Source organism: Rhodococcus sp. O3 (genome assembly GCF_048897285.1).
GTDB lineage: Bacteria > Actinomycetota > Actinomycetes > Mycobacteriales > Mycobacteriaceae > Rhodococcus.
The window spans coordinates 18,086-38,860 of record NZ_JBMBTE010000014.1 but is presented as its reverse complement, the minus strand read 5'-3'; the positions used below and the strand labels follow the sequence as shown (position 1 = coordinate 38,860).

The 20,775-nt window shown below is 66.6% G+C and carries 18 protein-coding genes; 12 read left to right on the top strand and 6 right to left on the bottom strand.

The features are described 5' to 3' along the window. Positions 1 to 751: 751 nt before the first annotated feature. From ACN675_RS06975 to ACN675_RS06965, 3 genes are all read right to left on the bottom strand, one after another. Complete coding sequence (locus tag ACN675_RS06975; protein ID WP_420750164.1) at positions 752 to 2,101, bottom strand: MFS transporter; 1,350 nt, start codon at positions 2,099 to 2,101, stop codon at positions 752 to 754. A 38-nt stretch (positions 2,102 to 2,139) separates the two neighbouring features. Next, entirely contained in the window at positions 2,140 to 4,446 is a 2,307-nt protein-coding gene (locus ACN675_RS06970) for a cytochrome P450/oxidoreductase (RefSeq protein WP_420750163.1), read from the bottom strand. Positions 4,447 to 4,675: 229 nt separating this feature from the next. Then, positions 4,676 to 5,359 carry an IclR family transcriptional regulator gene (locus ACN675_RS06965; protein ID WP_420750162.1) on the bottom strand — a complete coding sequence of 228 codons (684 nt, stop codon included), beginning with the start codon at positions 5,357 to 5,359 and terminating at the stop codon, positions 4,676 to 4,678. A gap of 227 nt (positions 5,360 to 5,586) precedes the next feature. On the opposite strand from ACN675_RS06965, the gene ACN675_RS06960 reads away from it, so the two are divergent. The 4 genes from ACN675_RS06960 to fahA all read left to right on the top strand — a co-directional run bounded on the left by ACN675_RS06960 (position 5,587) and on the right by fahA (position 9,580). Beyond that, positions 5,587 to 6,138 carry a MarR family winged helix-turn-helix transcriptional regulator gene (locus tag ACN675_RS06960; RefSeq protein ID WP_420750161.1) on the top strand — a complete coding sequence of 184 codons (552 nt, stop codon included), beginning with the start codon at positions 5,587 to 5,589 and terminating at the stop codon, positions 6,136 to 6,138. Between the two features lie 165 nt (positions 6,139 to 6,303). Next, complete coding sequence (locus tag ACN675_RS06955; protein WP_420750160.1) at positions 6,304 to 7,512, top strand: homogentisate 1,2-dioxygenase; 1,209 nt, start codon at positions 6,304 to 6,306, stop codon at positions 7,510 to 7,512. Further along, the gene (locus tag ACN675_RS06950; RefSeq protein WP_420750159.1) at positions 7,509 to 8,393 is read left to right on the top strand and encodes a hypothetical protein; all 885 of its coding nucleotides are present in this window, start codon (positions 7,509 to 7,511) and stop codon (positions 8,391 to 8,393) included. Before ACN675_RS06955 ends, ACN675_RS06950 begins: the two co-directional genes overlap by 4 nt. Further along, the gene (fahA, locus tag ACN675_RS06945; RefSeq protein ID WP_420750158.1) at positions 8,390 to 9,580 is read left to right on the top strand and encodes a fumarylacetoacetase; all 1,191 of its coding nucleotides are present in this window, start codon (positions 8,390 to 8,392) and stop codon (positions 9,578 to 9,580) included. Before ACN675_RS06950 ends, fahA begins: the two co-directional genes overlap by 4 nt. Before the next feature lie 185 nt (positions 9,581 to 9,765). On the opposite strand, the gene ACN675_RS06940 is transcribed toward fahA, so the two are convergent. Continuing rightward, the gene (locus ACN675_RS06940) at positions 9,766 to 11,235 is read right to left on the bottom strand and encodes an Hsp70 family protein (protein ID WP_420750157.1); all 1,470 of its coding nucleotides are present in this window, start codon (positions 11,233 to 11,235) and stop codon (positions 9,766 to 9,768) included. 105 nt (positions 11,236 to 11,340) lie between these two features. Between ACN675_RS06940 and ACN675_RS06935 the strand changes: the two genes are divergently transcribed. Then, positions 11,341 to 12,309, top strand: coding sequence for an LLM class F420-dependent oxidoreductase (locus ACN675_RS06935; RefSeq protein WP_420750156.1), 969 nt, complete (start codon positions 11,341 to 11,343; stop codon positions 12,307 to 12,309). Between the two features lie 18 nt (positions 12,310 to 12,327). Here the strand turns inward: ACN675_RS06935 and ACN675_RS06930 are convergent, their stop codons facing one another. Beyond that, the gene (locus ACN675_RS06930; protein WP_420750196.1) at positions 12,328 to 12,906 is read right to left on the bottom strand and encodes a hemerythrin domain-containing protein; all 579 of its coding nucleotides are present in this window, start codon (positions 12,904 to 12,906) and stop codon (positions 12,328 to 12,330) included. Positions 12,907 to 13,062: 156 nt separating this feature from the next. Here ACN675_RS06930 and ACN675_RS06925 point away from each other — a divergent pair, with 156 nt between their 5' ends. From ACN675_RS06925 to ACN675_RS06915, 3 genes are all read left to right on the top strand, one after another. Beyond that, positions 13,063 to 13,956: a manganese catalase family protein gene (locus ACN675_RS06925; protein WP_420750155.1), complete on the top strand. Its 894-nt coding sequence runs from the start codon at positions 13,063 to 13,065 to the stop codon at positions 13,954 to 13,956. Between the two features lie 63 nt (positions 13,957 to 14,019). Beyond that, the gene (locus ACN675_RS06920; RefSeq protein ID WP_420750154.1) at positions 14,020 to 14,628 is read left to right on the top strand and encodes a pentapeptide repeat-containing protein; all 609 of its coding nucleotides are present in this window, start codon (positions 14,020 to 14,022) and stop codon (positions 14,626 to 14,628) included. 77 nt (positions 14,629 to 14,705) lie between these two features. After that, positions 14,706 to 15,632 (top strand): alpha/beta fold hydrolase, encoded by a 927-nt coding sequence (locus tag ACN675_RS06915; protein ID WP_420750153.1) that lies wholly within the window; start codon positions 14,706 to 14,708, stop codon positions 15,630 to 15,632. Here ACN675_RS06915 and ACN675_RS06910 read toward each other — a convergent pair whose 3' ends face one another. Continuing rightward, positions 15,633 to 16,094, bottom strand: a complete 462-nt coding sequence (locus ACN675_RS06910; RefSeq protein WP_420750152.1) for a DUF6098 family protein — start codon at positions 16,092 to 16,094, stop codon at positions 15,633 to 15,635. Positions 16,095 to 16,227: 133 nt separating this feature from the next. On the opposite strand from ACN675_RS06910, the gene ACN675_RS06905 reads away from it, so the two are divergent. From ACN675_RS06905 to ACN675_RS06890, 4 genes are all read left to right on the top strand, one after another. Further along, entirely contained in the window at positions 16,228 to 17,118 is an 891-nt protein-coding gene (locus tag ACN675_RS06905) for a nuclear transport factor 2 family protein (protein WP_420750151.1), read from the top strand. A gap of 52 nt (positions 17,119 to 17,170) precedes the next feature. Further along, positions 17,171 to 17,956 carry an enoyl-CoA hydratase gene (locus ACN675_RS06900; RefSeq protein ID WP_420750150.1) on the top strand — a complete coding sequence of 262 codons (786 nt, stop codon included), beginning with the start codon at positions 17,171 to 17,173 and terminating at the stop codon, positions 17,954 to 17,956. A 66-nt stretch (positions 17,957 to 18,022) separates the two neighbouring features. Further along, a complete protein-coding gene (locus ACN675_RS06895; RefSeq protein ID WP_420750149.1) occupies positions 18,023 to 19,540 on the top strand; it encodes an acyl-CoA synthetase in 1,518 nt (505 codons plus the stop codon). Between the two features lie 64 nt (positions 19,541 to 19,604). Beyond that, on the top strand, positions 19,605 to 20,756 hold the full coding sequence (locus ACN675_RS06890; RefSeq protein WP_420750148.1) for an acyl-CoA dehydrogenase family protein: 1,152 nt from the start codon (positions 19,605 to 19,607) through the stop codon (positions 20,754 to 20,756). Positions 20,757 to 20,775: the final 19 nt, after the last annotated feature.

The window sequence follows — 20,775 nt, the reverse complement described above, 5'->3', positions numbered from 1 at the left end:
TGCTCGATGTCCTCGACGGAGCCTCGGCGATCTCGGCACTCGGGTCCGGAATCTGGACGGCGGGGACGGTCGCGCTGCACATCGCCTTCTGGACGACCGTCGTCTTCGCCGCGCTCGAACGCACCGGCGCTTCCGTCACGAATCCGACGGGCGCGTGGACTGTCGACCGGCTACCGCAGGTGGACGAATCACGTCGAGTACCGTTGTCCGACACCGTGTTCACGGTTGCGATCTACGTCTTCCTGTTCGTGTTCCTGATCCTCCAGCGGACCTATTCCGGATTCCGGTCCGACGACGGATCGGCGATTGCGATCCTCGAACCCGATCTCTGGTCGTTCTGGATCCCGGCGTTGCTCGTCCTGCTGGTGCTCAGCGCCATCTTCGAGGTCGTCCTGTACGCCATCGGGGGATGGACGATTCCTATGGCCGTGATCAACACGGTTCTCAGCTTGCTGTTCGCGTTGCCGGTCATCTGGCTGGCGGCCAGCGACGAACTGTTCAATCCCGACTATCTCGTCGCCGCGTTCGGTGAATCGGCGGACTCGGCAAACGCCGCTTCGACGGCGGTGATCGTGGTCGTCGCCCTGGTCACCGTGTGGGACATCGGCGAGAGTTGGGTGAAGGCGCTGCGGGACAGGGAAACTGGATCCTGCTAGGACACGGCCGAGTCTGTGAAACTGCTCCTCGAGGCCGGAACCGAATTTCGCGGTCCGGTCTCGAGGAATCAGTTCGTCGGAAGAATTTCGAAAGGTCACGCGACTTTGTCGAGATCCACGCCCTTGGTCTCCCGGCTCAGGGTAAGGGCAATCACCGTGATCGCCATCGTGACCACCAGGTAGCCGACAACCATGCCGACACCGAAGTTCTCGATCAGCCAGACCGCGATGAACGGTGCCGGAGCACCGGCGATGATCGAAGAGCCCTGGAAGACCAGTGACGATCCGGCGTAGCGGTAGCGCGTCGGGAACAGTTCGGTGATCCACGCGGCCTCCGGGCCGGCGAGCATGCCATGGAAGAGCGCACCCACGCACACACCGATCCACAGCATCGGCAAACTCTCGAGCTGGACCAGCCAGAAGAACACCGGAGCCCATACGACGAGGACGATCGCCGGCACGAGCATCGCGGTCTTGCGACCCACCCGATCGGACCATGCACCGCCGCCGATCATGCCGACGAACTGGAACAGCGACGCGAACGTCACCGCCATGATGATGTCGCCGCGGTGGAAGTCGAAGTACGTGGTGGCGTACGCGATGACGAAGACCGTGTAGACGTAGAACGCGATGTTCTCGCCGAGGCGCATGCCCAGACCTGTGAGGACGGCACGCGGACGCGACAACGCCTCGAGGATCGATGACCGCTCCTGCGCAGTCGGAGCCTTCGCGGCCTGTTCCTGTGCGGCCTTGAATACGGGCGACTCTTCGACGCCGCGGCGCACCCAGAATCCGATGATCAACAGCGGGATCGCGAAGAGGAAGGCGACGCGCCAGCCCCACTGGTCGAATGCTTGGTCCGAGAGGAAGAAGCCGATCGTCGACACCACGACGGTCGCAAGGACGGTGCCCATTGGGGCACCTGCCTGTGGCCACGAGGCCCAGAAGCCGCGTTTCCTCGGTTCGCCGTATTCGCTGACCAGCAGCACCGCGGCACCGAACTCGCCGCCGAGCGCGAAGCCCTGGATCATGCGCAGCACGACCAGCAGAACCGTTGCCCAGATGCCGATTCGGTCGTAGGTGGGCAGCAGGCCGATCGCCGCGGTCGCGGTGCCCAGCATGAGGAACGTGGCAACCAACATCGGCTTGCGGCCGAACCTGTCACCGAGGTGTCCGAAGACGATGCCGCCCAACGGGCGGGCGACGAAGCCGAGACCCTGCGTGGCCAGCGCCAGCAGCAGTTTGGCGACGCCGCTGTCCCCTGGGAAGAACAGTGGACCGAGGACGGTCGCGGCGAGGATGCCGTAGATCGCGAAGTCGTACCACTCGAGCACGGCACCGGCCATACTGCCGGTGAGGACTCGCTTGAAGCTGGATCTGGGTGGCTGGTCGGTGACGGTCGAGCCCGGCGGCACGTCGGTCCCGGTGATGGTCGGTGATCCCATGACGGATCCTTTCGAGGCTGGAGATTCCGGAGGGGTGGTCAGAGCGCGAGGGTGATCTTCTTGCCGCACGCGCGTGAGCAACACGTCATCATCGACTTATTCTGAGCTCGTTCGGTTTTGGTGAGAACCAAGTCGCGATGATCGATTTCGCCGTCGAGGACGGTGGCTTCGCACGATCCACACAGTCCCTCTTCGCAGTCGCTCTGGATGTCGATGTTCGACGCGCGCAAGGCGTCGAGCACCGTCTGGTCGGCCGCCACCTGAATGGTCAGACCGGAGTCGCGCAGTTCGACTTCGAAGGCATGCTCGTCGGCCGGGTCGAGCGTGGCGAGGTTCGATGTGAAGCGTTCGACGTGCAGGGAGTCGTCGGGCCAGTGCGACGTCGCGTCCTCGAGAGCGGTGAGCATGCGCTCCGGGCCGCACGAGTAGATCTGGGTGTCCTCGACCGGCGTCGCGAGCAGGGCTCGGATGTCGAGGCGGTTGCCTGCCGCATTCGAGTGCACCTCGAGTCTGTCGCCGTGCTCGGCCGTGAGTCGGTCGAGCAGAGCCATTGTTGCGACATCTCTTCCGCAGTAATGGATCTCGTAGTCCTTGTCAGCGGCCTTGACATGGTCGGCCATCGCGATGATCGGGGTGACGCCGATTCCGCCCGCCACGAAGATGTAGCGCCGGGCATCCGGGTCGAGCTTGAAGTGGTTGCGCGGACCGCGCATCTTCAGGGTGTCGCCGGCACGCAGTGTGTGGTGCACGTAGCGGGAGCCGCCGCGGCTTGCGGGTTCCTCGAGCACGGCGATTTCATAGTGCGACAGGTCGTCCGGGTTGCTACACAGCGAGTACTGCCGGGACAGGTCGCCGAGTTCGACATCGATATGCGATCCCGGAGTCCACTTGGGCAGCGGCCTGCCCGACGGATCGGACAGGCGCACGCGCACGACGCCGTCGGCGGCGGGGGTGATGGCGTCGACCGACACGGTGCGTGAAGTGCCGGTCTTCGACGGTTCTCCGATCTTCACCGGACGGCGATCGTCGAGGATCGACGGATCGGCACGTTCGGGATTCTTCTCCGGGTCCCACTGCACCCACACGTGATCGGGGCCGCGGAACGACGTGTTAGGCAGGTAGGTGAACTCCTGATCCGGGACCAGTTCCATGTGGGGGAGGCGCTTGGTGAACTCTTCGAGGAAGATCTGCATCTCCATGCGGGCCAGGTTCTTACCCATGCACTGGTGACTGCCGTACCCGAAGGTCAGGTGATCGCTCGAGTTCTCCCGGCGGATGTCGAAGTCGTCGGCGTTGTCGAAATGGCGCTCGTCGTGGTTCGCGGACGACGTCACGATCAGCAACTTCGAGCCTTCGGGAATCGCGATGCCACCGATCGTGGTGTCGGCGGTGACCAAGCGGCGCCACGCGGCGACCGAACCCGAGTGTCGCAGGCACTCCTCGACGGCATTGGGGATCAGGCTCGGGTCGGCGCAGATCTCCTCCCACACGCTGCGGTTCTCGAGCAGCAGGCGGAAGGCGTTCGCGGATGCATTGGCTGTAGTCTCATGTGCCGCAACGATTCCCGCCATCATCATCGAGTGCAGATAGGAGTCGGTGACGACGTCGGGCTGCTCCTGCTGGACCCGGATTCCGAACGGCATCCAGCCGTGGCCGGACGGGTCCTTGCGCATCTTCTCGAGGACCTGGCCTGCGTACTGCCAGAATTTGCCGACGGCCTCGGCGACGGCAACCTGCTGCTCGGGTGCCGGCCGGCCCCAGGTGTTCACGGTGTGCGCGATCGAGTACTTGCGCATCGTATCCATGTCTTCCTCCGGCACGCCGAGGAAGTGCAGCGCCACGGTGAGCGGGACCTCCCACAGCATTTCGTCGACGAGGTCGGCCTTGCCGGACTCGATGAAGCGATCGACGTACTCGCGGGTGAGCCGGCGAACCATCGGCTCGTGGTGGACGAGTTCCTTGGGGGTGAACGGGTCCATCAACGCCCGTCGTCGCGGCATGTGCGCGGGTTCGTCCTCGTTCACGAGAGTGCGCGCCATCGCGTAGTCGTATTTCGCGAGTGTCGCGGTCGCCTCGTCCGAGACCGGAGTGATCTTCTCGAGTGCGATCGACGGCGAGAACAGGATGTTGTCCCGGAAGACGGCCTTGACGTCTTCGTACCTGGTCACGACCCAGTATCCGAGTTCCGGGCTGTAGAACACCGGCTCCTCATCGCGCGACCAGCGCAGCGACGCCGCAGGGTCCACCTGGTACGGACCGGTGAAGGGATCGAAGGCGGCGGCATTCGCCGAAACCGGACAGCCCGCGGTCTGAAGGGCCGTGTGATCGATCGGGCATGCGCTCATGGCTTGCATCTCCGTCTGTGTTGAACTCGCACTGAGCTGCGAAGTTACTAATAACGCACAACATGTAACTGTGAGCGAACTTGGATCAGGGTAAGCGCGGTCACATTCGCGGTCAAGTGCGGCCCAGGGAACGATGGACGGGGCTGCCGCGGGGAGGCGGGTGCCACGATGCGGACGTTGCTGCGGTGTGAGTGCGCAGCTGCGCGAAAGGAAGCGGTTGTGGGGAGCGTCAGACGTTGACGAGGCGCTCGACTTCGCGGGCGGTGCGCATGACCGCCTGCGCCGCGCGATCGGTGTCGAGGCCGTCTATTGCAACGACGCCGACGCTCCGTTCGAGGCCGGCGCCCGGCCCGACTCCCTGCGGCAATGCGATGCCGGACGCGATACCGACTGCGCCGTGCTCGAGCTGGCCGCGGGTGAGGCTGTAGCCGTCGGCCCGAGCTCGGCGCACCGCCTCGGAGTCACCCGGCGATTCGGGTCGCAGGGCAAGGATTGCGATGCCGGCGGCGCCGCGGTCGATCGGGTGGCTGCTGCCGACGCGATAGCCCACTCGCAGCAGCGTGCCTTCCGGCTCTGCAACCAGGACCACGACACAGTTCTGTCCCTGAGCGACGGACACGAATGCCGTCGCGCGAGTCTCATCGGCGAGTGCGTGCAGTACCGGAAGGACCTCGACCGCAAACTGCGGTTCGAATCTCGACGAGAGTACTGCCACAGCGGCGCCCAGGCGGATCCGGCCGTCCCCGGTGCGGGCGACCAGCGAATGCTCCTCGAGGGTGGCGACGATTCGATAGCAGATGGCACGGTGTACCTCGAGTTCGCGGGATAGGTCCGCTACCGAGATCCCGAACGGCGACTGGGACACGATGTCGAGTGCGCGCAGCCCACGATCGAGCGTCTGCAGGGTGCTCATGTGGGTCCTTCTCGGGCCGTCCGGGGCTGTCTGTCCGAGTCCTTTCTACAGAATTTTCCGAGTGGAGCGGTAACTGTTGTAGTGCGGTGGTCATCGCGGCGCGCGGGTGCGGTCGCCCGGCCGGAATGTCGATCGACAAAGTAATTAATGGATATACTTTCTTGGTGAACTCCCAGGAACCGTCGGCGTCGCATACCTCCGCCAGTGGCCGCGATAGTGTGGGGCCCATGGACGGGGGGAGGAGTGAGGGACCGGCATCGCCGGACTCGCTCGACTACTGGTCGTTCGTCGAACTCGCGAAAAGCCGGCTGGGCAGCAGATACGGCGACTACCACCGCAACGCCACCGAGGTGCTGCTCACCCTGAACCGGGCGTCGGACGTCGTCACCTACGACCTCGAATCCACTGTGCACCGGCCCAACGGCCGGTCGTGGTCCGCGTACCGCCTGCTGTTCGTCGTATGGCTGGCCGGACCGATCGAGCCGAAGGGCGCCGCGAGGCTGACCGGCATGAGCCGTGCGGCCGTGTCGAACCTGGCAAAACCACTGGTCGAGGCGGGTTTGCTGGAACGGACCCCGGCGAGTCACGACGGCCGTTCGGTGCAGCTGTCACTCACCGAGGCGGGGGAGCGTGAGATCGCCGAGGCGTTCCGCGCGCAGAACGAGCGCGAAGCGGCGTGGGTCGAGGTGCTCACGGAGGCAGAACAGCAGATCCTCGTGATGCTCCTGAACAAGCTGATCACGAACCGCAGCCAGTTCGACGTGCGCGGACGCAACTGATCGCCGCAGCTCCGTGCCCGGGCGAGGGGTGGATGCTCCGATCGTCACGACCTCGTGACCGTTCCGTGGTTGCTTTCGTCCGACAAAACTAGTTAATGTGTTTATTAATGCCGGGGCTTCGGTGCCCCGAATCGGCCTGAGGAACCTGCGAGGAGCTGAACCCCCATGGCGTTCTACCGACAGCTCGGCGTCATCCCGCCGAAGCGTCATACCCAGCACCGCGACGAGAACGGCAACCTCTACTACGAGGAGCTGATGGGCGAGGAGGGCTTCTCGTCCGACTCGTCGCTGCTGTACCACCGGCACATCCCGTCGGCGATCGTCGACGCGACCGTGTGGGAGCTGCCGGACCAGACGACCACGCCGAACCATCCGCTCAAGCCGCGGCACCTCGAGCTCCACGCCCTGTTCCCCGAGAACGTGTGGGCGGACACCGACGTCGTCACCGGCCGCCGTCTGATCCTCGGCAACGCCGACGTGCGCATCTCGTACGTGGTGTCGAAGAAGGAATCGCCGCTGTACCGCAACGTCGTCGGCGACGAGATGGTCTACGTCGAATCCGGCACGGCCACAGTCGAAACCGTCTTCGGCACGCTCGAGGCGAAGTCCGGCGACTACGTGCTGCTGCCGATGGCGACGACGCACCGCTGGATCCCCACCGGCGACGAGCCGCTGCGCGCCTACGTCATCGAGGCCAACAGCCACATCGTGCCGCCGAAGCGTTACCTGTCGCGGTTCGGCCAGTTCCTCGAGAACGCCCCGTTCTGCGAGCGCGACCTGCACGGCCCGACCGCACTCGTCGAGGTCGAGAACCTCGAGGGTGAGGTCGAGGTGCTCGTCAAGCACCGCACGTCGCACGGCATCGTCGGTACCCGCTACGTCGTGCCCACGCACCCGTTCGACGTGGTCGGCTGGGACGGCTGCCTCTACCCGTACACGTTCTCCATCCACGACTACGAGCCCATCACCGGCCGTGTGCACCAGCCGCCGCCGGCGCACCAGGCGTTCGAGGGCAACAACTTCGTCATCTGCAACTTCGTGCCGCGCAAGGTGGACTACCACCCGCTCGCCGTCCCGGTGCCGTACTACCACTCCAACGTCGACTCCGACGAGATCATGTTCTACTGCGGCGGAGACTACGAGGCCCGCAAGGGATCCGGCATCGGGCAGGGCTCCATCTCGGTCCACCCGGGTGGGCACGCGCACGGCCCCCAGCCCGGCGCATACGAGCGCAGCATCGGCGTGGAGTTCTTCGACGAACTCGCCGTCATGGTCGATACGTTCCGCCCGCTCGAACTCGGCGAAGGTGCGTTCGCATGCGAGGACACCACTTACGCCGGAAGCTGGAATCGCAATCGAGGTGCAGGCAAGTGACCACTCTCGGACCCCTGTTCACCGGACTGTGCGACGACGCCGCTCTGTTCCCGCCGGGAAATGCCCCGCTGGAGCAGGCGCTGCCCGCGCACGCCGGACACCGCATCTCCGACTACTCGGATCTGGTGGGGCTGTTCGTCTTTCCCGTTCCTCGCATCGAGGAACTGGCCGAGACGCTCGAATCCCGTCCGCTCGGCGGCGAACTCGCCCTGATCATCACGGCTCCGGGTGGGCCCGAGACCGTGACCGCCGCGGTGGCTCGGCTGCGTGAACTCGACGGCGTCACCGTCGAAGCGGCGGAGATCGCGGTTCCCGCCGACAACAGCGCCGACGAATTCCTCGCTGCGCTCGACGTTGTCGCCGCCGAACTCCCCGGCGTCGCACTGTTCGTCGAGGTCCCCCGCGACGACCGCCGACCCGCTCTCCTGGCCGGGCTCGCCGGGACGCCGCACGCGGCCAAGTTCCGCACCGGTGGAATCGTCGCCGAGGCCTACCCGGACGAGACCGAACTGGCCGAAGCCATCCGATCCGCGGTCACCGCCGAAGTGCCGTTCAAGGCGACCGCGGGCCTGCACCATGCGATCCGGAACACGGACCCGCACACCGGTTTCGAGCAGCACGGCTTCCTCAACGTGCTCGCCGCGGTCGATGCCGCATTGGATGGCGCGGACGTGGCGACTCTCGCGACGGTGCTCGCCGACCGCGACGGTGCTGCCGTCGCCGCCCGGCTCTCCGCGCTGTCGTCGGCACGTATCGCCGAGGTGCGCAACCGGTTCCGGTCGTTCGGTACCTGCAGCATCGTCGAACCGCTCGTCGATCTGATCGACCTCGGCCTGGTGCCCGCAACCGTTCTCCCGATTACCGAAGGATCACCCGCATGACCGTCATCGACATTCCCGAGGGTTCGCTCTTCGGCATCGACAATCTTCCCTACGGCATCTTCTCCACCGCGGACTCCGAGCCGCGCGTCGGCGTCCGCGTCGGCGACACGGTGCTCGACCTGAGCCGGGTCTTCGAGGACGACGTGGTCTTCGCCGAGCCGTCGCTCAATGCCTTCATGGCACAGGGCCGCCGTCGCTGGGACGAAGTGCGTTCCGCCATCAAGGAACTCGTGTCCGGGGAGGTCGCCGACGACGCGGTGTTCCCGATCGCGGACGTGACGCTGCACCTTCCGGTCGAGGTCGCGGACTACGTCGACTTCTACGCGTCGGAGAACCACGCGTCGAACCTCGGACGGTTGTTCCGCCCACAGAACCCCGATCCGCTGATGCCGAACTGGAAGCACCTTCCCGTCGGCTACCACGGCCGGTCGTCGACGGTGGTCACGTCGGGTGTCGACATCGTGCGCCCGTGCGGTCAGCGCAAGGGCCCGAACGATCCGGCGCCGGTCTTCGGGCCGTCCGTCCGTCTCGACATCGAAGCCGAGATGGGCTTCATCGTCGGCGTCGGCTCGCCGATGGGCTCGCAGATCGCCCCGGACGAGTTCGCCGACCATTGCTTCGGCGCGGTCATCCTCAACGACTGGTCCGCCCGCGACATCCAGGCCTGGGAGTACGTGCCGCTCGGCCCGAACCTCGGCAAGTCGTTCGCGACGTCGATCTCCCCGTGGGTCGTGCCGCTCGCCGCGCTCGAAGCCGCCCGCATCGACACCCCGGTGCAGGATCCGGAACCGCTGCCGTACCTGCAGGGCAACGAGAAATGGGGCCTGGACATCGACCTCGAGGTCGAATGGAACGGTCACGTCGTCAGCCGTCCGCCGTACGCGCAGATGTACTGGTCGCCGGCGCAGATGCTCGCGCATACGTCCGTCAACGGGGCCGCCACCCGCACCGGTGATCTGTTCGGCTCCGGCACCATTTCCGGGCCGGAGAAGAATCAGCGCGGCGCGTTCATCGAACTCACGTGGGGTGGAGCCGAACCCGTCCAGGTCGGCGACGAGACCCGCACGTTCATCGAGGACGGCGACGAGATCTCGATCTCGGCGACCGCGCCCGGCCCGAACGGCACCCGGATCGGCTTCGGCGAGGTCCGCACCCGGATCCTGCCCGCCACCGGCGCCGGCAACTGAACCCGGTCTTCATCGAGACCAGGTCCGCGCAGTAACCGGAGCGCCTCTGGAACGAATGTCGGACCACAAGAGTGATGCCCGGGACCCACGAGGTCCCGGGCATTACTTGTCGGTCGAGACCGGTGTTGTTCGCGACTTCCCCGCAGATTCCGCGAACAACATCGATCTCGGCATCGAACCCGGATTCAGAAGCCGGGTCTGCGGGGCAGTTCGGGAAGCGGGAGTTGCGGAGCCGGGGGAAGTGCGGGCAGCTGGAACTGCGGCAGGCTGGGAAGGAGCCCCCCTGGTTGCGGTGGGGCCTCCGGATCAGACGCGTCGTCCGACGCACTTTCCTGCGTTTGCGGGGTGGTGTACGTCTGCGTCGGAGACTGATAGGTGGCCGGCGCCCGGGTCTGTGCGGGGATCCTCGGCTGGTCTTCGATCACCGACTGGTTGTCGATCACCGGCGGAGCGTCTTCCGGAGACGTCGTCGCATCCGCGATCGTGGTGGGCTGTGGCGCCACTGTCTGCGTAGCCAAGGGTGCCTGGGTGTTCTGCGGCGTGACGGCCGGTTGTGCGTCGTCGTCGGAACCCTGAAGCAGGCCGATGGCGAGGCCGACGACAGCGACGGTGGCGACGATACCGCCGGCGAAGAGGAAGCCCAGACGTTTCGACGGCGGTGCGGTCGTGTCGGATGTGTCGGCCGCGTCGGTGGTGGGCCGGATTTCGACGGTCCGGAATTCCACGGTCTCGAGGTCGTGGCTCGACTGGCCGGGTGCGGGTGTTTCCGTCGGGGACGCCACCGCGCTGGTGAGAGTGTCGGTTGCCGGCTGCGCGAGCAGGGCCGCACCGTCCGCCGCGACGAGTTCGGGTTGTGCGGGCACGATCACCGGAATGTTGAGCCACGACTCCATCACGGAGGTGACCAGCGGGATGTTGGCACCGCCGCCGATGAGTACCGCGGCGTCGGGGGTGCGCCCCGAGCGGCGGATGACTTCGCGGGTGAGACGGGCCGACGTCTTGACGGGGTCGTCGATGAGCGAGCCGAAGCTGTCCTGTGAGAGCAGCAGCAGACCGCCTTCGCCCGGCATGCACACCGCGTCGCTGGTGGACAGCTGTTCCTTCGCATCGCGGCATCTGGCGGCGAGGGCGAGGTGTGCTGCAGTGTCGAGGGGGCGGGTGAGGCGGTGCTGTTCGAGGTGGTGGTCGTAGATCAGCCGGTCGACGAGGTCGCCGCTGATCTCGTTCGAGCGTGCGGTGCTCAGCACGAATCTCGTGGCGCGGTCGACGACGGTGATGGTGAGGCCGGAGCTGCCGAGGTCGTAGAGCACGAGCGTCTCGTGTTCGCCGAGATTGCCTGACGCTTCCAGCATTTCGAGCGCTGCGGTCACTTCGGGGACCAGTTGGAAGTTGTCGATGTCCAGTCGGGCCATCGCGGTTTGGACGGCATCGGCCTGCGCCTCGTTCCGGTACGCGACACCGATGGCCTGAATCTCGTCGATCTCGCCGGTCTGGGTGAGGACCGTTTCGATGGATCCTGTGGCCGGTTCTTCGGGCCGTTCGAGCAGTGCGGTCACCGAGTGCGATCGGAAGATGGGGCCGTCGAGGCGCTCGGTGTCGCGGCGCGCGAACCGCACAGCGCTGGCACCGACCGACATACCGAGAACTGACGTCATGACGCCGACTATAACGGTTTGGTCACGGGTCGCGCGCGTCGAGCATGCCGGACGCTGTGCTGCCGGCGATGTTGTCGGTGACGCCGTGCAGTTAGGGTGGCGAACATGACGCACACCACACGACGATGGGGCCTGACGATTCCCCTCGACGGGATTCCGCTCGCGGACCAGCGAAAACTGATCGAGGAGCTCCCGGATCTCGGCTATACGGACGTGTGGTCCTCGGAGGCGAACGTCGCCGATGCGTTCACCCCGCTCGCACTCGCGAGCGTGTGGGCGCCGACCCTGCGACTGGGTACCGCGATCGTCCCCGTCTACACGCGCGGCCCCGCGACCCTAGCGATGTCCGCGGCGACCCTCGCGAGCGCGGCGCCGGGACGGTTCGTGCTCGGTGTGGGCACCTCGTCCAATGTGATCGTCGAGAAGTGGAACAGCATCCCGTTCGAGGAGCCGTTCAAGCGCGCCCGTGACACCCTGCGATTCCTGAAGTCCGCGCTCGCCGGGGAGAAGGTGAGCCAGGAGTACGACACGTTCACGGTCGACGGGTTCCGTCCGGGACTGGTCGCCGATCCCGCGCCGCCGGTGCTGCTCGCGGCGCTGCGCCCGGGCATGCTGCGGCTCGCCGGCCGGGAAGCGGACGGGGCGATCGTCAACTGGCTGTCCGCGGACGACGTGCGCACCGTCGCGCCCTATGTGCACGAGGGCGGCGACGACAAGGAGATCGTCGCGCGGATCTTCGTGCTCCAGGGATTCGACACCGACACCGCCCGCGCGCTCGGCCGGCGCATGATCGCCGCCTACATGAACGTCCCCGTCTACCGCGCGTTCCACGAGTTCCTCGGACGATCGGACGAGTTCGCGGCCATGTGGCGGCTGTGGGAGGAAGGCGACCGCAATGGCGCGCTCGACGCGATCCCGGACAGCGTCGTCGACGACCTCGTGATCCACGGCCACCCGGACGCCTGCAGAGAGCACATCGAGCGCTACGCGGAGGCCGGCGTGACGACGCCGGCGATCGCGCTGGCGACCCCGGGTGATCCCGCGGAGGCTATCCGCGCGCTGGCTCCGCGCTGATCGCCTCGCTCGGATCGCTCACGGAGTCGGTGGATCCGGTGGGTGGCTGCGCCCGGTGACCGCATCGCGCATCTTGTCGAGCGTCGCGGCGGCCGTGCCCATCGTCTTCTGTACGCCCGGTCCGGACGGTGTGTCCGGATGCGGGCGCGTGGGCGCCTTCTTCTTGGCGTTGAGGAGAGTTGCCCCCAGTTCCTGAAGTTCGCTCTCGCTCAGTTCGGCTGCCAGACGAGGCCAGACCACGTTCTGCTCGTACGCGATGTGTTTGCGGCCCGCTGTGATGAAAGCGGCCAGTGCACCGTGGTATTCGTCTTCGCCGGGCTTGCCGTTCTCGAGCTTCTGAAGCAGATGCTTACCCGAGTTCTCCTGTGACATCGCGTCGTCGGCGAGTTTGTCGCCGTCCTCGAGCCGTTCCCGTACCAGGGGCCAGAAGTATTGTTGTTCGATCGCTTCGTGTCTCGACTCCGCGACGACCAGATCGGTCACCATGGTGCCCAATCCGCTGAGCTGAGCACCGCTGCCCTGCGGGGCGCCGTCGAGAACCTCGAACATGCCCAGCACGCTCTCGTGGTCGTTTCTCAGGACTGTGAACGCATCCACCATTGTCATCGCCTCCGGTTCGGTGGTGGTCGCGACGTGATACCCGGCGCGGTCCGGCGGTAAACGACGCACGGGGTCCGGGCGGAGGCAGTTTCCCTCCGTGCGTCCCGGGTACCCGCCTCCAGACCCTGTGCCACACACAGACGAGGGAGTGACATGTTCATCCACAACAAGGACCTGCAGTTCGAGGTGCGGGTCGACCGACCCGATCCGCGATTCGCCACGTTGCTCCAGGAGCAGTTCGGTGGCGCCAACGGCGAGTTGAAAGCCGCGATGCAGTACTTCACGCAGGCATTCATTCTGCGCCGCAAGAACCCGAAGATGTACGACTTGTTCATGGACATCGCCACCGAGGAGTTGAGTCACCTCGAGATGGTGGGATCGATGATCACGATGCTGCTGGACGGTCTCAACGACGACCTGAAGATGGCGAACGAGCGGTGCGACTGGATGCCCCTGGTGTCCACCGCAGACGGTAAGGAACAGGCGATCCATCAGGTCGCCGTCAATCCGCTGTACCTGGCGCTGACCGGCGGCGGTCCCGACGTGAGCAACTCGGCCGGGACCCCGTGGACGGGTGCGTACGTCAACGCCAACGGCGATCCGACCGTCGATCTGCGCAGCAATCTCGGCGCGGAAACCCGGGCGAAGATCGTCTACGAGTACCTCAAGCAGTTCACCGACGACCCCGGCGTGCAGGAGACCCTCACCTTCCTGATGACGCGCGAGGTTGCGCACTACCAGCAGTTCACCGCGGCCCTGAACGAACTGCCGGTGAACTTCCCGCCCGGTGCTCTCGCCGGTGACGACCGATTCCAGAACCTTGCGTTCAACATGTCCAACGGTGCGGACTCGGTGCGAGGACCCTGGAACGAAGGCCAGGGACCGTGGCCGCAGGGAATGGAGTGGAAGTACGTCGAAGCGCCGACGGAGGAGTGGCTCGGCACCGACATCCGGGAGAACCACGGCGTGGACAACAACCCGCAGGGCGGGCCCGAGGTGCACGGAACGAAACCGTTCACCCACGAGCACCACACGCCCGCCAACTGACGGGATCGACTGCGCGGCGAGCCGGGGCCCGTGCCGCCCCGGCCGTCGGGCAGGATCGGGTGCATGGGCACGGAAGACACGGTGGAGATCGTCGGCGAGGATTTCTCGGATGCGCGGCTGGACGGCCGGGAATGGACGAACCACACCTACACCGGTTGCACGTTCCGCGATGCCGATCTCAGTGGATTGGTCACTGATCACGTGGTGTTCACCGACTGCGACTTCACCGGTGCGGACCTGTCCCGGTCCCGGCACACGGCCACCGCCTTCCGGTCGTGCACCTTTGATCGAACAACTCTGTGGCACAGTGAATTCCGATACTCCAGCCTGCTGGGTTCGACCTTCGAGCAGTGCCGGATGCGGCCGATGGTGCTCGACGAGGTGGATCTGACCCTGGCCTCGCTCGGGCGAGCCGATCTGCGCGGCGTCGACTTCACCGGCTGCCGGCTGCGGGAGACCAATCTCGTCGAAGCGGACCTGCGCACCGCCACGTTGCGGGGCGTCGACCTCACGGGTGCTCGCACGAGCGGGGTTCGGCTCGACGGCGCGGACCTGCGCGGCGCACAGGCCGGGCCGGCGCTGTGGACGACGGCGAAGCTCGAGGGCGCGAAGATCGACCTCACGCAGGCGGTCGCGATGGCCTCCGCGCTCGGGCTGATCGTCGAGCAGTGATCACGATTCGGTGAAAGCGGCTAACGGCATTCGGCGCTCGGGCGAATATTCGGGCAGACCTCATCGCAGGAGTGCCCATGTCCGAGCCAACGAGGAGGCCCGCCCGTAGCGGGCTCTCGCGTGTCACAGTAGTGGCCGACGACGGGGTGCCGCTGGCCGCGACGATCGAGGGACCGCGGGACGCCGCGCTGACCGTCGTCCTCGTGCACGGCCACTGTCAGGACGCCGACAGCTGGGACGACGTCTGCATCCATATGGCGTCCGAAGTGCGACTCGTGCGTTACGACCAACGGGGACACGGACGTTCGGGATCCGGTGAGGTTTCCTCGTTGACGCTCGACGGCCTCGCCCACGACCTCGACGCCGTATTGCGGACGCTGGTACCGACGGGCCCGGTCGTGCTCGCCGGGTACTCGATGGGCGGCATGGTGGCGATGGCGTACGCGCGGCTGTATCCCGCCGCGATCGGCGCCCGCATCGTGGGGATGGCGCTCATCGCGACCGCTGCGTCGGGGCTCGCGGAACAGGGGGTGGGTCGCTATCTGCGGCACCCGGCGGCGTCGATGCTGCACGGGGCGGTAGCGCGCGCACCTCGGGCGATGGAGGTGTCGAAACGGGCCGGTGGCCGGTTGTGCTCACTGCTGTCGCGCGGCCGCGACGGCGACTCGTGGCTGCGGACCGCCGGACTGGTGTTGTCGAGCACCACGTCGGTGGTGGCGTGGTCGCGCCTGCTCGCGGCGTTCGCGGTGCTCGACGAATCCGCGGCGCTGGCCGCTCTTGCGAGCGTGCCGGTCGTCGTCGCCGCCGGAACCGCGGATCGGTACGTCCCCATCGCACATTCGGAGGCGATCGTCGATCTTCTGCCGCATGCCGAGTTCGTGCGGATCGTGGGGGCCGGGCATCGGATCCTCGCCGAATGCCCTGATCAGGTGGCGTCTGCGCTGGGGCGGTTGCTCGGTACTCTCCGCCCGGTCGGCGGACCGCTGCAGCGCAGCGCGGTCTGATCAGTCCTCGCTGCTCGAATCGTTGCCCATGTCGAATCGTGACCGATACAGCGCTTTCGCGTCCTCCAGTACCGACGGCGCCAGCCGGGCGATCGGACGGAAGTCCGCGACCAACGGTTCGTGGTCGGGACCGTGCCCGACGACGTTGCCGGTGAGAACCCACGGGTACCGGTCCGAATCCTCCAACTCCAGATACTTGCAGACCCGGCGTGCCACCCAGTCCACCGCCGGACGCGGCCACCACGATTCCGGTGCCAGCGTCGTCACCGAAACCCCGGGCATGTCCACCCCGGATTCGTAGTCGCGGCTGCCGCCGCCGTCGGCATCGTGGGAGGGGCCACGGGAGTAGCGCAGCATGATGTGCGGAGTCGACGTCACGAGGTCGGTGAGCTCCTGGATCGTTGTGATCGTAGGAAGATCGGACTCCTTGGCATGGGTGTCGGTGCTGGAATCGATGCTCACGGGACGACCTCCTTCGGGAAGGCGACCTCCTTCGGCAAGCAGGATGCCCGGTGCCCGGGCCGTTCAATCACGCTTTGTCCGCTCAGCGGTACGAGCGATTGTCCGGCTGCCGGTGCGGTGCGAGCCTCGTGCGATGACTCCCGAGTCGAGCGCCGAAGCCACAGCGATCACCAATCTGCTCTACCGCTACGCCGAGCACATGGATGCGGGCAGGTTCGAGGAGGCGGCGTCGTTGTTCTCGCACGCACGGGTGCGGTTCGGTGGCGAGCACGAGATCGCCGGGGGAGCGGGTCTGGCCGACATGTGGCGCTCGACGGTGAAGATCCATCGGTGCGGGACGCCGCGAACGAAGCATGTCGTCGCGAATCCGCTGCTCGACATCGATGCCGCGGCCGGCCGCGCAACGTGCCGGTCGTACTACACCGTGTTGCAGGCCACGGAGGATCTCCCCTTGCAGGTCGTCGCAGCCGGCCGCTACCTCGACGAGTTCGAACGAGTGGACGGGCAGTGGCGCTTCGCGTTCCGTGACTACTCGTTGTTCGACCTGCCGGGGAACACGGGTGAACATCTGCGCGGCACCACACGCAGTCTCCCTACCGACCGCGCGGATGTCACTGCGGTGATCAACCGCTACTCGGATGCCCTCGACGACCGCGACTGGGCGAGCCTGGACGACTTCTTCACCGAGGACGCGGTGGCCCGCTACGGCAGCGAGGGCAGCACACCGGTGACGGGGCGGGCCGAGATCGTCCGGATGATCCGGTCGAATCTCGACGGTTGCGGCCCGTCACAGCACCTGTTCGGCAATCTCGTCGTCGAGATCGACGGGGACGTCGCCAGGTCGTCGTGCAAGGCCCGCGTCTGCCACTTCGGTGCCGGCGAGCGAGCCTCGCTCCAGCCGTACGAATGCTTCGGCGTCTACCGGCACACGCTGCACCGAACCGCGGACGGCTGGCGGGTCACGGAGTTGCTGTTCGACGTACGTCATGCAGCGGGGGACATCCGGGTCCTGCAACCGCGCTGACAGGCCGGCCGTTGCGGTGGTGCCGGACGTATTCGTGCGGCAGTCTGGGGCCATGACCGAGACCAGTGTTGCTCCCGTACTCATCGCCGTCGACGACGCCAGCGGAATCGGCGTCCTCACCCTCAACCGCCCGCAGCAGCGCAACCCGCTGTCGGTGGACACGATGCGCGAGGTGATCAGGGGTCTGCGTGCGCTGGCCGCGGACAGTCGGGTGATCGTGATCCGGGCGGACGGTCCGGTGTTCTCGGCCGGGCACGACCTGCGGGAGATGATCGGGCGCACGCTCGAGGAGGAACGCGCGATCTTCGACGTGTGCAACGAGATGATGCGCACCGTGCAGTCGATCCCGCAGCCGGTCATCGCATCGGTGCAGGGCCCGGCCGTCGCGGCGGGATGCCAGCTCGTCGCGTCGTGCGATCTCGCGGTCGCGGCCACCGATGCCGTGTTCGGGACTCCGGGGGTGCGGATCGGCCTGTTCTGTTCGACGCCGATGGTCGCGGTCAGCCGCGCCGTCGGCCGCAAGCGTGCGCTGCAGATGCTGCTGACCGGCGACACGATCGACGCCGAGACGGCCGCCGACTGGGGGCTGGTGAACTTCGTGGTGCCGCCCGAGGAGCTGGAGATCCGGACGACGGAACTGGCGGTGAAGATCGTCTCGGCGTCGTCGGCGACGGTGCGGATCGGCAAGGAAGCCTTCTACCGGCAGATCGATCTGCCGCAGGACGAGGCGTATGAGGCGATGGCCGAGACGATGGCGGCGAATGCGGTGATCTGCGATGCGCAGGAGGGTATGTCGGCGTTCGTCGAGAAGCGCTCGCCGGTCTGGCAGGGACGCTGAACCGGGGACGAAGAGCGGTGATCTTGGGTCTCGACCAAAGGTTGGACGTCCTATAGCCTGACTTCCATGAGTCTCGATCCTCGCTCGAACACCGTCGACGGTGTGCTGCACCGCTCGGCCGCCCGCTTCCCCGACCGCGTCGCGCTGCGCTTCGCGGACCGCGCGTTCACCTACCGGGAACTCGACGCCGCGGTCTCCCGCACCGCGGCTCACCTGCGATCCCTCGGGCTCGAGCAGGGCGACCGCGTCGCCGGATACGGCACCAACTCCGATGCCTACGTGCTCGGCTACCTCGGTGCCGCGCGCGCCGGACTCGTGCACGTGCCGATCAACTACGCGCTGCGCGGCGAGGAACTGAGCTATCTGCTCGGACAGTCCGGAGCGAAGGCCGTGCTCTTCGACCCGCCGCTGCGCACCAACCTCGACGACGTCCTCCCCGTCGTGCCGGCCGAGCACGTGGTGCCGCTGCGCGACGCCGACGACTCGCTGCTCGCCGTCGCCTCGACGGGCGAGGTCCCGGAGGTGGACGGCGGCTCGTCCGGCGGCGACCTGGTTCAGCTGCTCTACACGTCGGGCACCACGTCGAAGCCCAAGGGCGCCATGATGACCCACGGTGCGCTCGTCCACGAGTACACATCGTCGATCGTCGCGCTCGACCTTGCCGGCGACGACAACCCGCTGATCTGCATGCCGCTGTACCACTCGGCGGCCATGCACGTGTTCCTCATGCCGTACCTCGCGGTCGGCGCCACGATCACCCTGCTGCCGTCCCCGGACATCCCGGAGATCCTGCGGCTGATCGAATCCGAGCGCATCGGATCGCTGTTCCTCGCCCCGACCGTGTGGGTGCCGCTCGCGAACCATCCCGATCTCGACACCCGGGACCTGTCGTCGCTGCGCAAGGCCCAGTACGGGGCGTCGATCATGCCGGTGACGGTGCTGAACCGGCTGCGCGAGCGCTACCCGGACCTCGGGTTCTACAACTGCTTCGGGCAGTCCGAGATCGGCCCGCTCGCATGCGTGCTCGGCCCCGACGAGCACGCCGATCGTCCGTCCTCGTGCGGCCGGGCCGTGCTGTTCGTCGAGACCCGCGTCGTCGACACCGACGGCAACGACGTGCCCGACGGCGAGCCCGGCGAGATCCTCTACCGGTCGCCGCAGCTGTGCCTGGGCTATTGGGACAACCCGGAGGCCACCGCCGAAGCGTTCCGTGACGGCTGGTTCCACTCGGGCGACCTCGTCACCCGCGACGCGGAGGGCTACATCACCGTCGTCGACCGCATCAAGGACGTCATCAACACCGGTGGCATCCTCGTCGCGTCCCGCGAGGTCGAGGACGCCTTGTACACGCACCCCGCGGTCGCGGAGGTCGCGGTGATCGGCACGCCCGACGAGAAGTGGATCGAGGCGGTCACCGCCGTCGTCGTGCTCAAGGACGGCCACGAGGTCGCCGAGTCCGATCTCATCGTGCACGTCAAGGAACGGCTTGCTCCGTTCAAGGTGCCCAAGATCGTGCGCTTCGTCGACACGCTCCCGCGCAACCAGAGCGGCAAGCTGCTCAAGCGCGAACTGCGTGCGGTGTGAGCCGCAATCTACCTCCGGTGGGAATGCACGGTCGGTAGCGGCCGTCGAAAAGCAAAGGGAACGAATGGGGATCAAGCACGTGCCGTCCTGGCACGACGACGAAGTCCGGGCACTGTCGGAACTGGCCGGTGACTTCTTCGAACGCGAGGTGATGGCGCACGCCGAGAAGTGGGACGCGCAGCACCGCATCGACCGGCAGGTGTGGCTCGAGGCCGGCAAGCTCGGACTGCTGCTGTGTTCGATTCCGGAGGAATACGGCGGCGGCGGAGGCACATTCGCGCACGACCTCGCGGTCCTCGAGGCGCAGGGATACGCGGGTGATCTCGCGTTCGGTATCTCCATCCACAGCGGTATCGTCGCGCACTACATCCTCGAGTACGGCACCGAGGAGCAGAAGCGAACCTGGTTGCCGGGCATGGCCACCGGCGAGATCCTCGGTGCGCTCGGCATGACCGAGCCCGGTGCCGGGTCGGATCTGAAGGCGATCAAGACCACGGCGATCCGTGACGGCGACGAGTACGTCGTCAACGGTTCGAAGACGTTCATCACCAACGGTGCCTCCGCCGACATGATCGTGCTGGCGGTCAAGACCGACCCGAAGGCCGGCGCCAAGGGCATCTCGCTGCTCATCGTCGACCTGCGCGATTGCCCGGGCTTCGCCGTCGGGCGGGTGCTCGACAAGGTCGGCCAGCACGCCGCCGACACCTCCGAGCTGTCGTTCACCGACGTGCGGGTTCCCGTGTCGAACCTGCTGGGGGACAGCGAAGGCCAGGGCTTCGCGCAGTTGATGGCGCAGCTGGTGCAGGAACGGCTGATCATCGGCGCGCAGGCGGCCGGTGCGATGCAGCGGGCGGTCGACGAGACGGTGCGCTACACCAAGCAGCGGCAGGCGTTCGGGCAGACGCTGTTCGACTTCCAGAACACCGCCTTCGAGCTCGCCGAGTGCCAGACGATCGCCCGCACGTGCCAGGTCTTCCTGGACCACTGCATCGAACAGCACCTGAAGGGGCAGCTCGATCCCGCGGACGCCGCGATGGTCAAGTACTGGCTGACCGACAAGCAGTGCGAGGTCATCGACCGCTGCGTCCAGTTGCACGGCGGCTACGGGTACATGCGCGAGTACCTGATCGCGCGGATGTACGAGGACGCGCGGGTGCAGCGGATCTACGCCGGCGCCAACGAAGTGATGAAGATGCTCATCTCGCGGTCGCTGTAGACCTCGGAGTGACGGGAAC

Excerpts from the sequence above, each read along its gene's own strand:
- ACN675_RS06955 (WP_420750160.1), top strand. The coding sequence starts at position 6,304 with ATGGCGTTCTACCGACAGCTCGGCGTCATCCCGCCGAAGCGTCATACC.
- ACN675_RS06890 (WP_420750148.1), top strand. The coding sequence starts at position 19,605 with ATGGGGATCAAGCACGTGCCGTCCTGGCACGACGACGAAGTCCGGGCA.
- fahA (WP_420750158.1), top strand. The coding sequence starts at position 8,390 with ATGACCGTCATCGACATTCCCGAGGGTTCGCTCTTCGGCATCGACAAT.
- ACN675_RS06965 (WP_420750162.1), bottom strand. The coding sequence starts at position 5,359 with ATGAGCACCCTGCAGACGCTCGATCGTGGGCTGCGCGCACTCGACATC.
- ACN675_RS06960 (WP_420750161.1), top strand. The coding sequence starts at position 5,587 with ATGGACGGGGGGAGGAGTGAGGGACCGGCATCGCCGGACTCGCTCGAC.
- ACN675_RS06915 (WP_420750153.1), top strand. The coding sequence starts at position 14,706 with ATGTCCGAGCCAACGAGGAGGCCCGCCCGTAGCGGGCTCTCGCGTGTC.
- ACN675_RS06970 (WP_420750163.1), bottom strand. The coding sequence starts at position 4,446 with ATGAGCGCATGCCCGATCGATCACACGGCCCTTCAGACCGCGGGCTGT.
- ACN675_RS06905 (WP_420750151.1), top strand. The coding sequence starts at position 16,228 with ATGACTCCCGAGTCGAGCGCCGAAGCCACAGCGATCACCAATCTGCTC.
- ACN675_RS06925 (WP_420750155.1), top strand. The coding sequence starts at position 13,063 with ATGTTCATCCACAACAAGGACCTGCAGTTCGAGGTGCGGGTCGACCGA.
- ACN675_RS06895 (WP_420750149.1), top strand. The coding sequence starts at position 18,023 with ATGAGTCTCGATCCTCGCTCGAACACCGTCGACGGTGTGCTGCACCGC.
- ACN675_RS06935 (WP_420750156.1), top strand. The coding sequence starts at position 11,341 with ATGACGCACACCACACGACGATGGGGCCTGACGATTCCCCTCGACGGG.
- ACN675_RS06940 (WP_420750157.1), bottom strand. The coding sequence starts at position 11,235 with ATGACGTCAGTTCTCGGTATGTCGGTCGGTGCCAGCGCTGTGCGGTTC.
- ACN675_RS06975 (WP_420750164.1), bottom strand. The coding sequence starts at position 2,101 with ATGGGATCACCGACCATCACCGGGACCGACGTGCCGCCGGGCTCGACC.
- ACN675_RS06900 (WP_420750150.1), top strand. The coding sequence starts at position 17,171 with ATGACCGAGACCAGTGTTGCTCCCGTACTCATCGCCGTCGACGACGCC.
- ACN675_RS06920 (WP_420750154.1), top strand. The coding sequence starts at position 14,020 with ATGGGCACGGAAGACACGGTGGAGATCGTCGGCGAGGATTTCTCGGAT.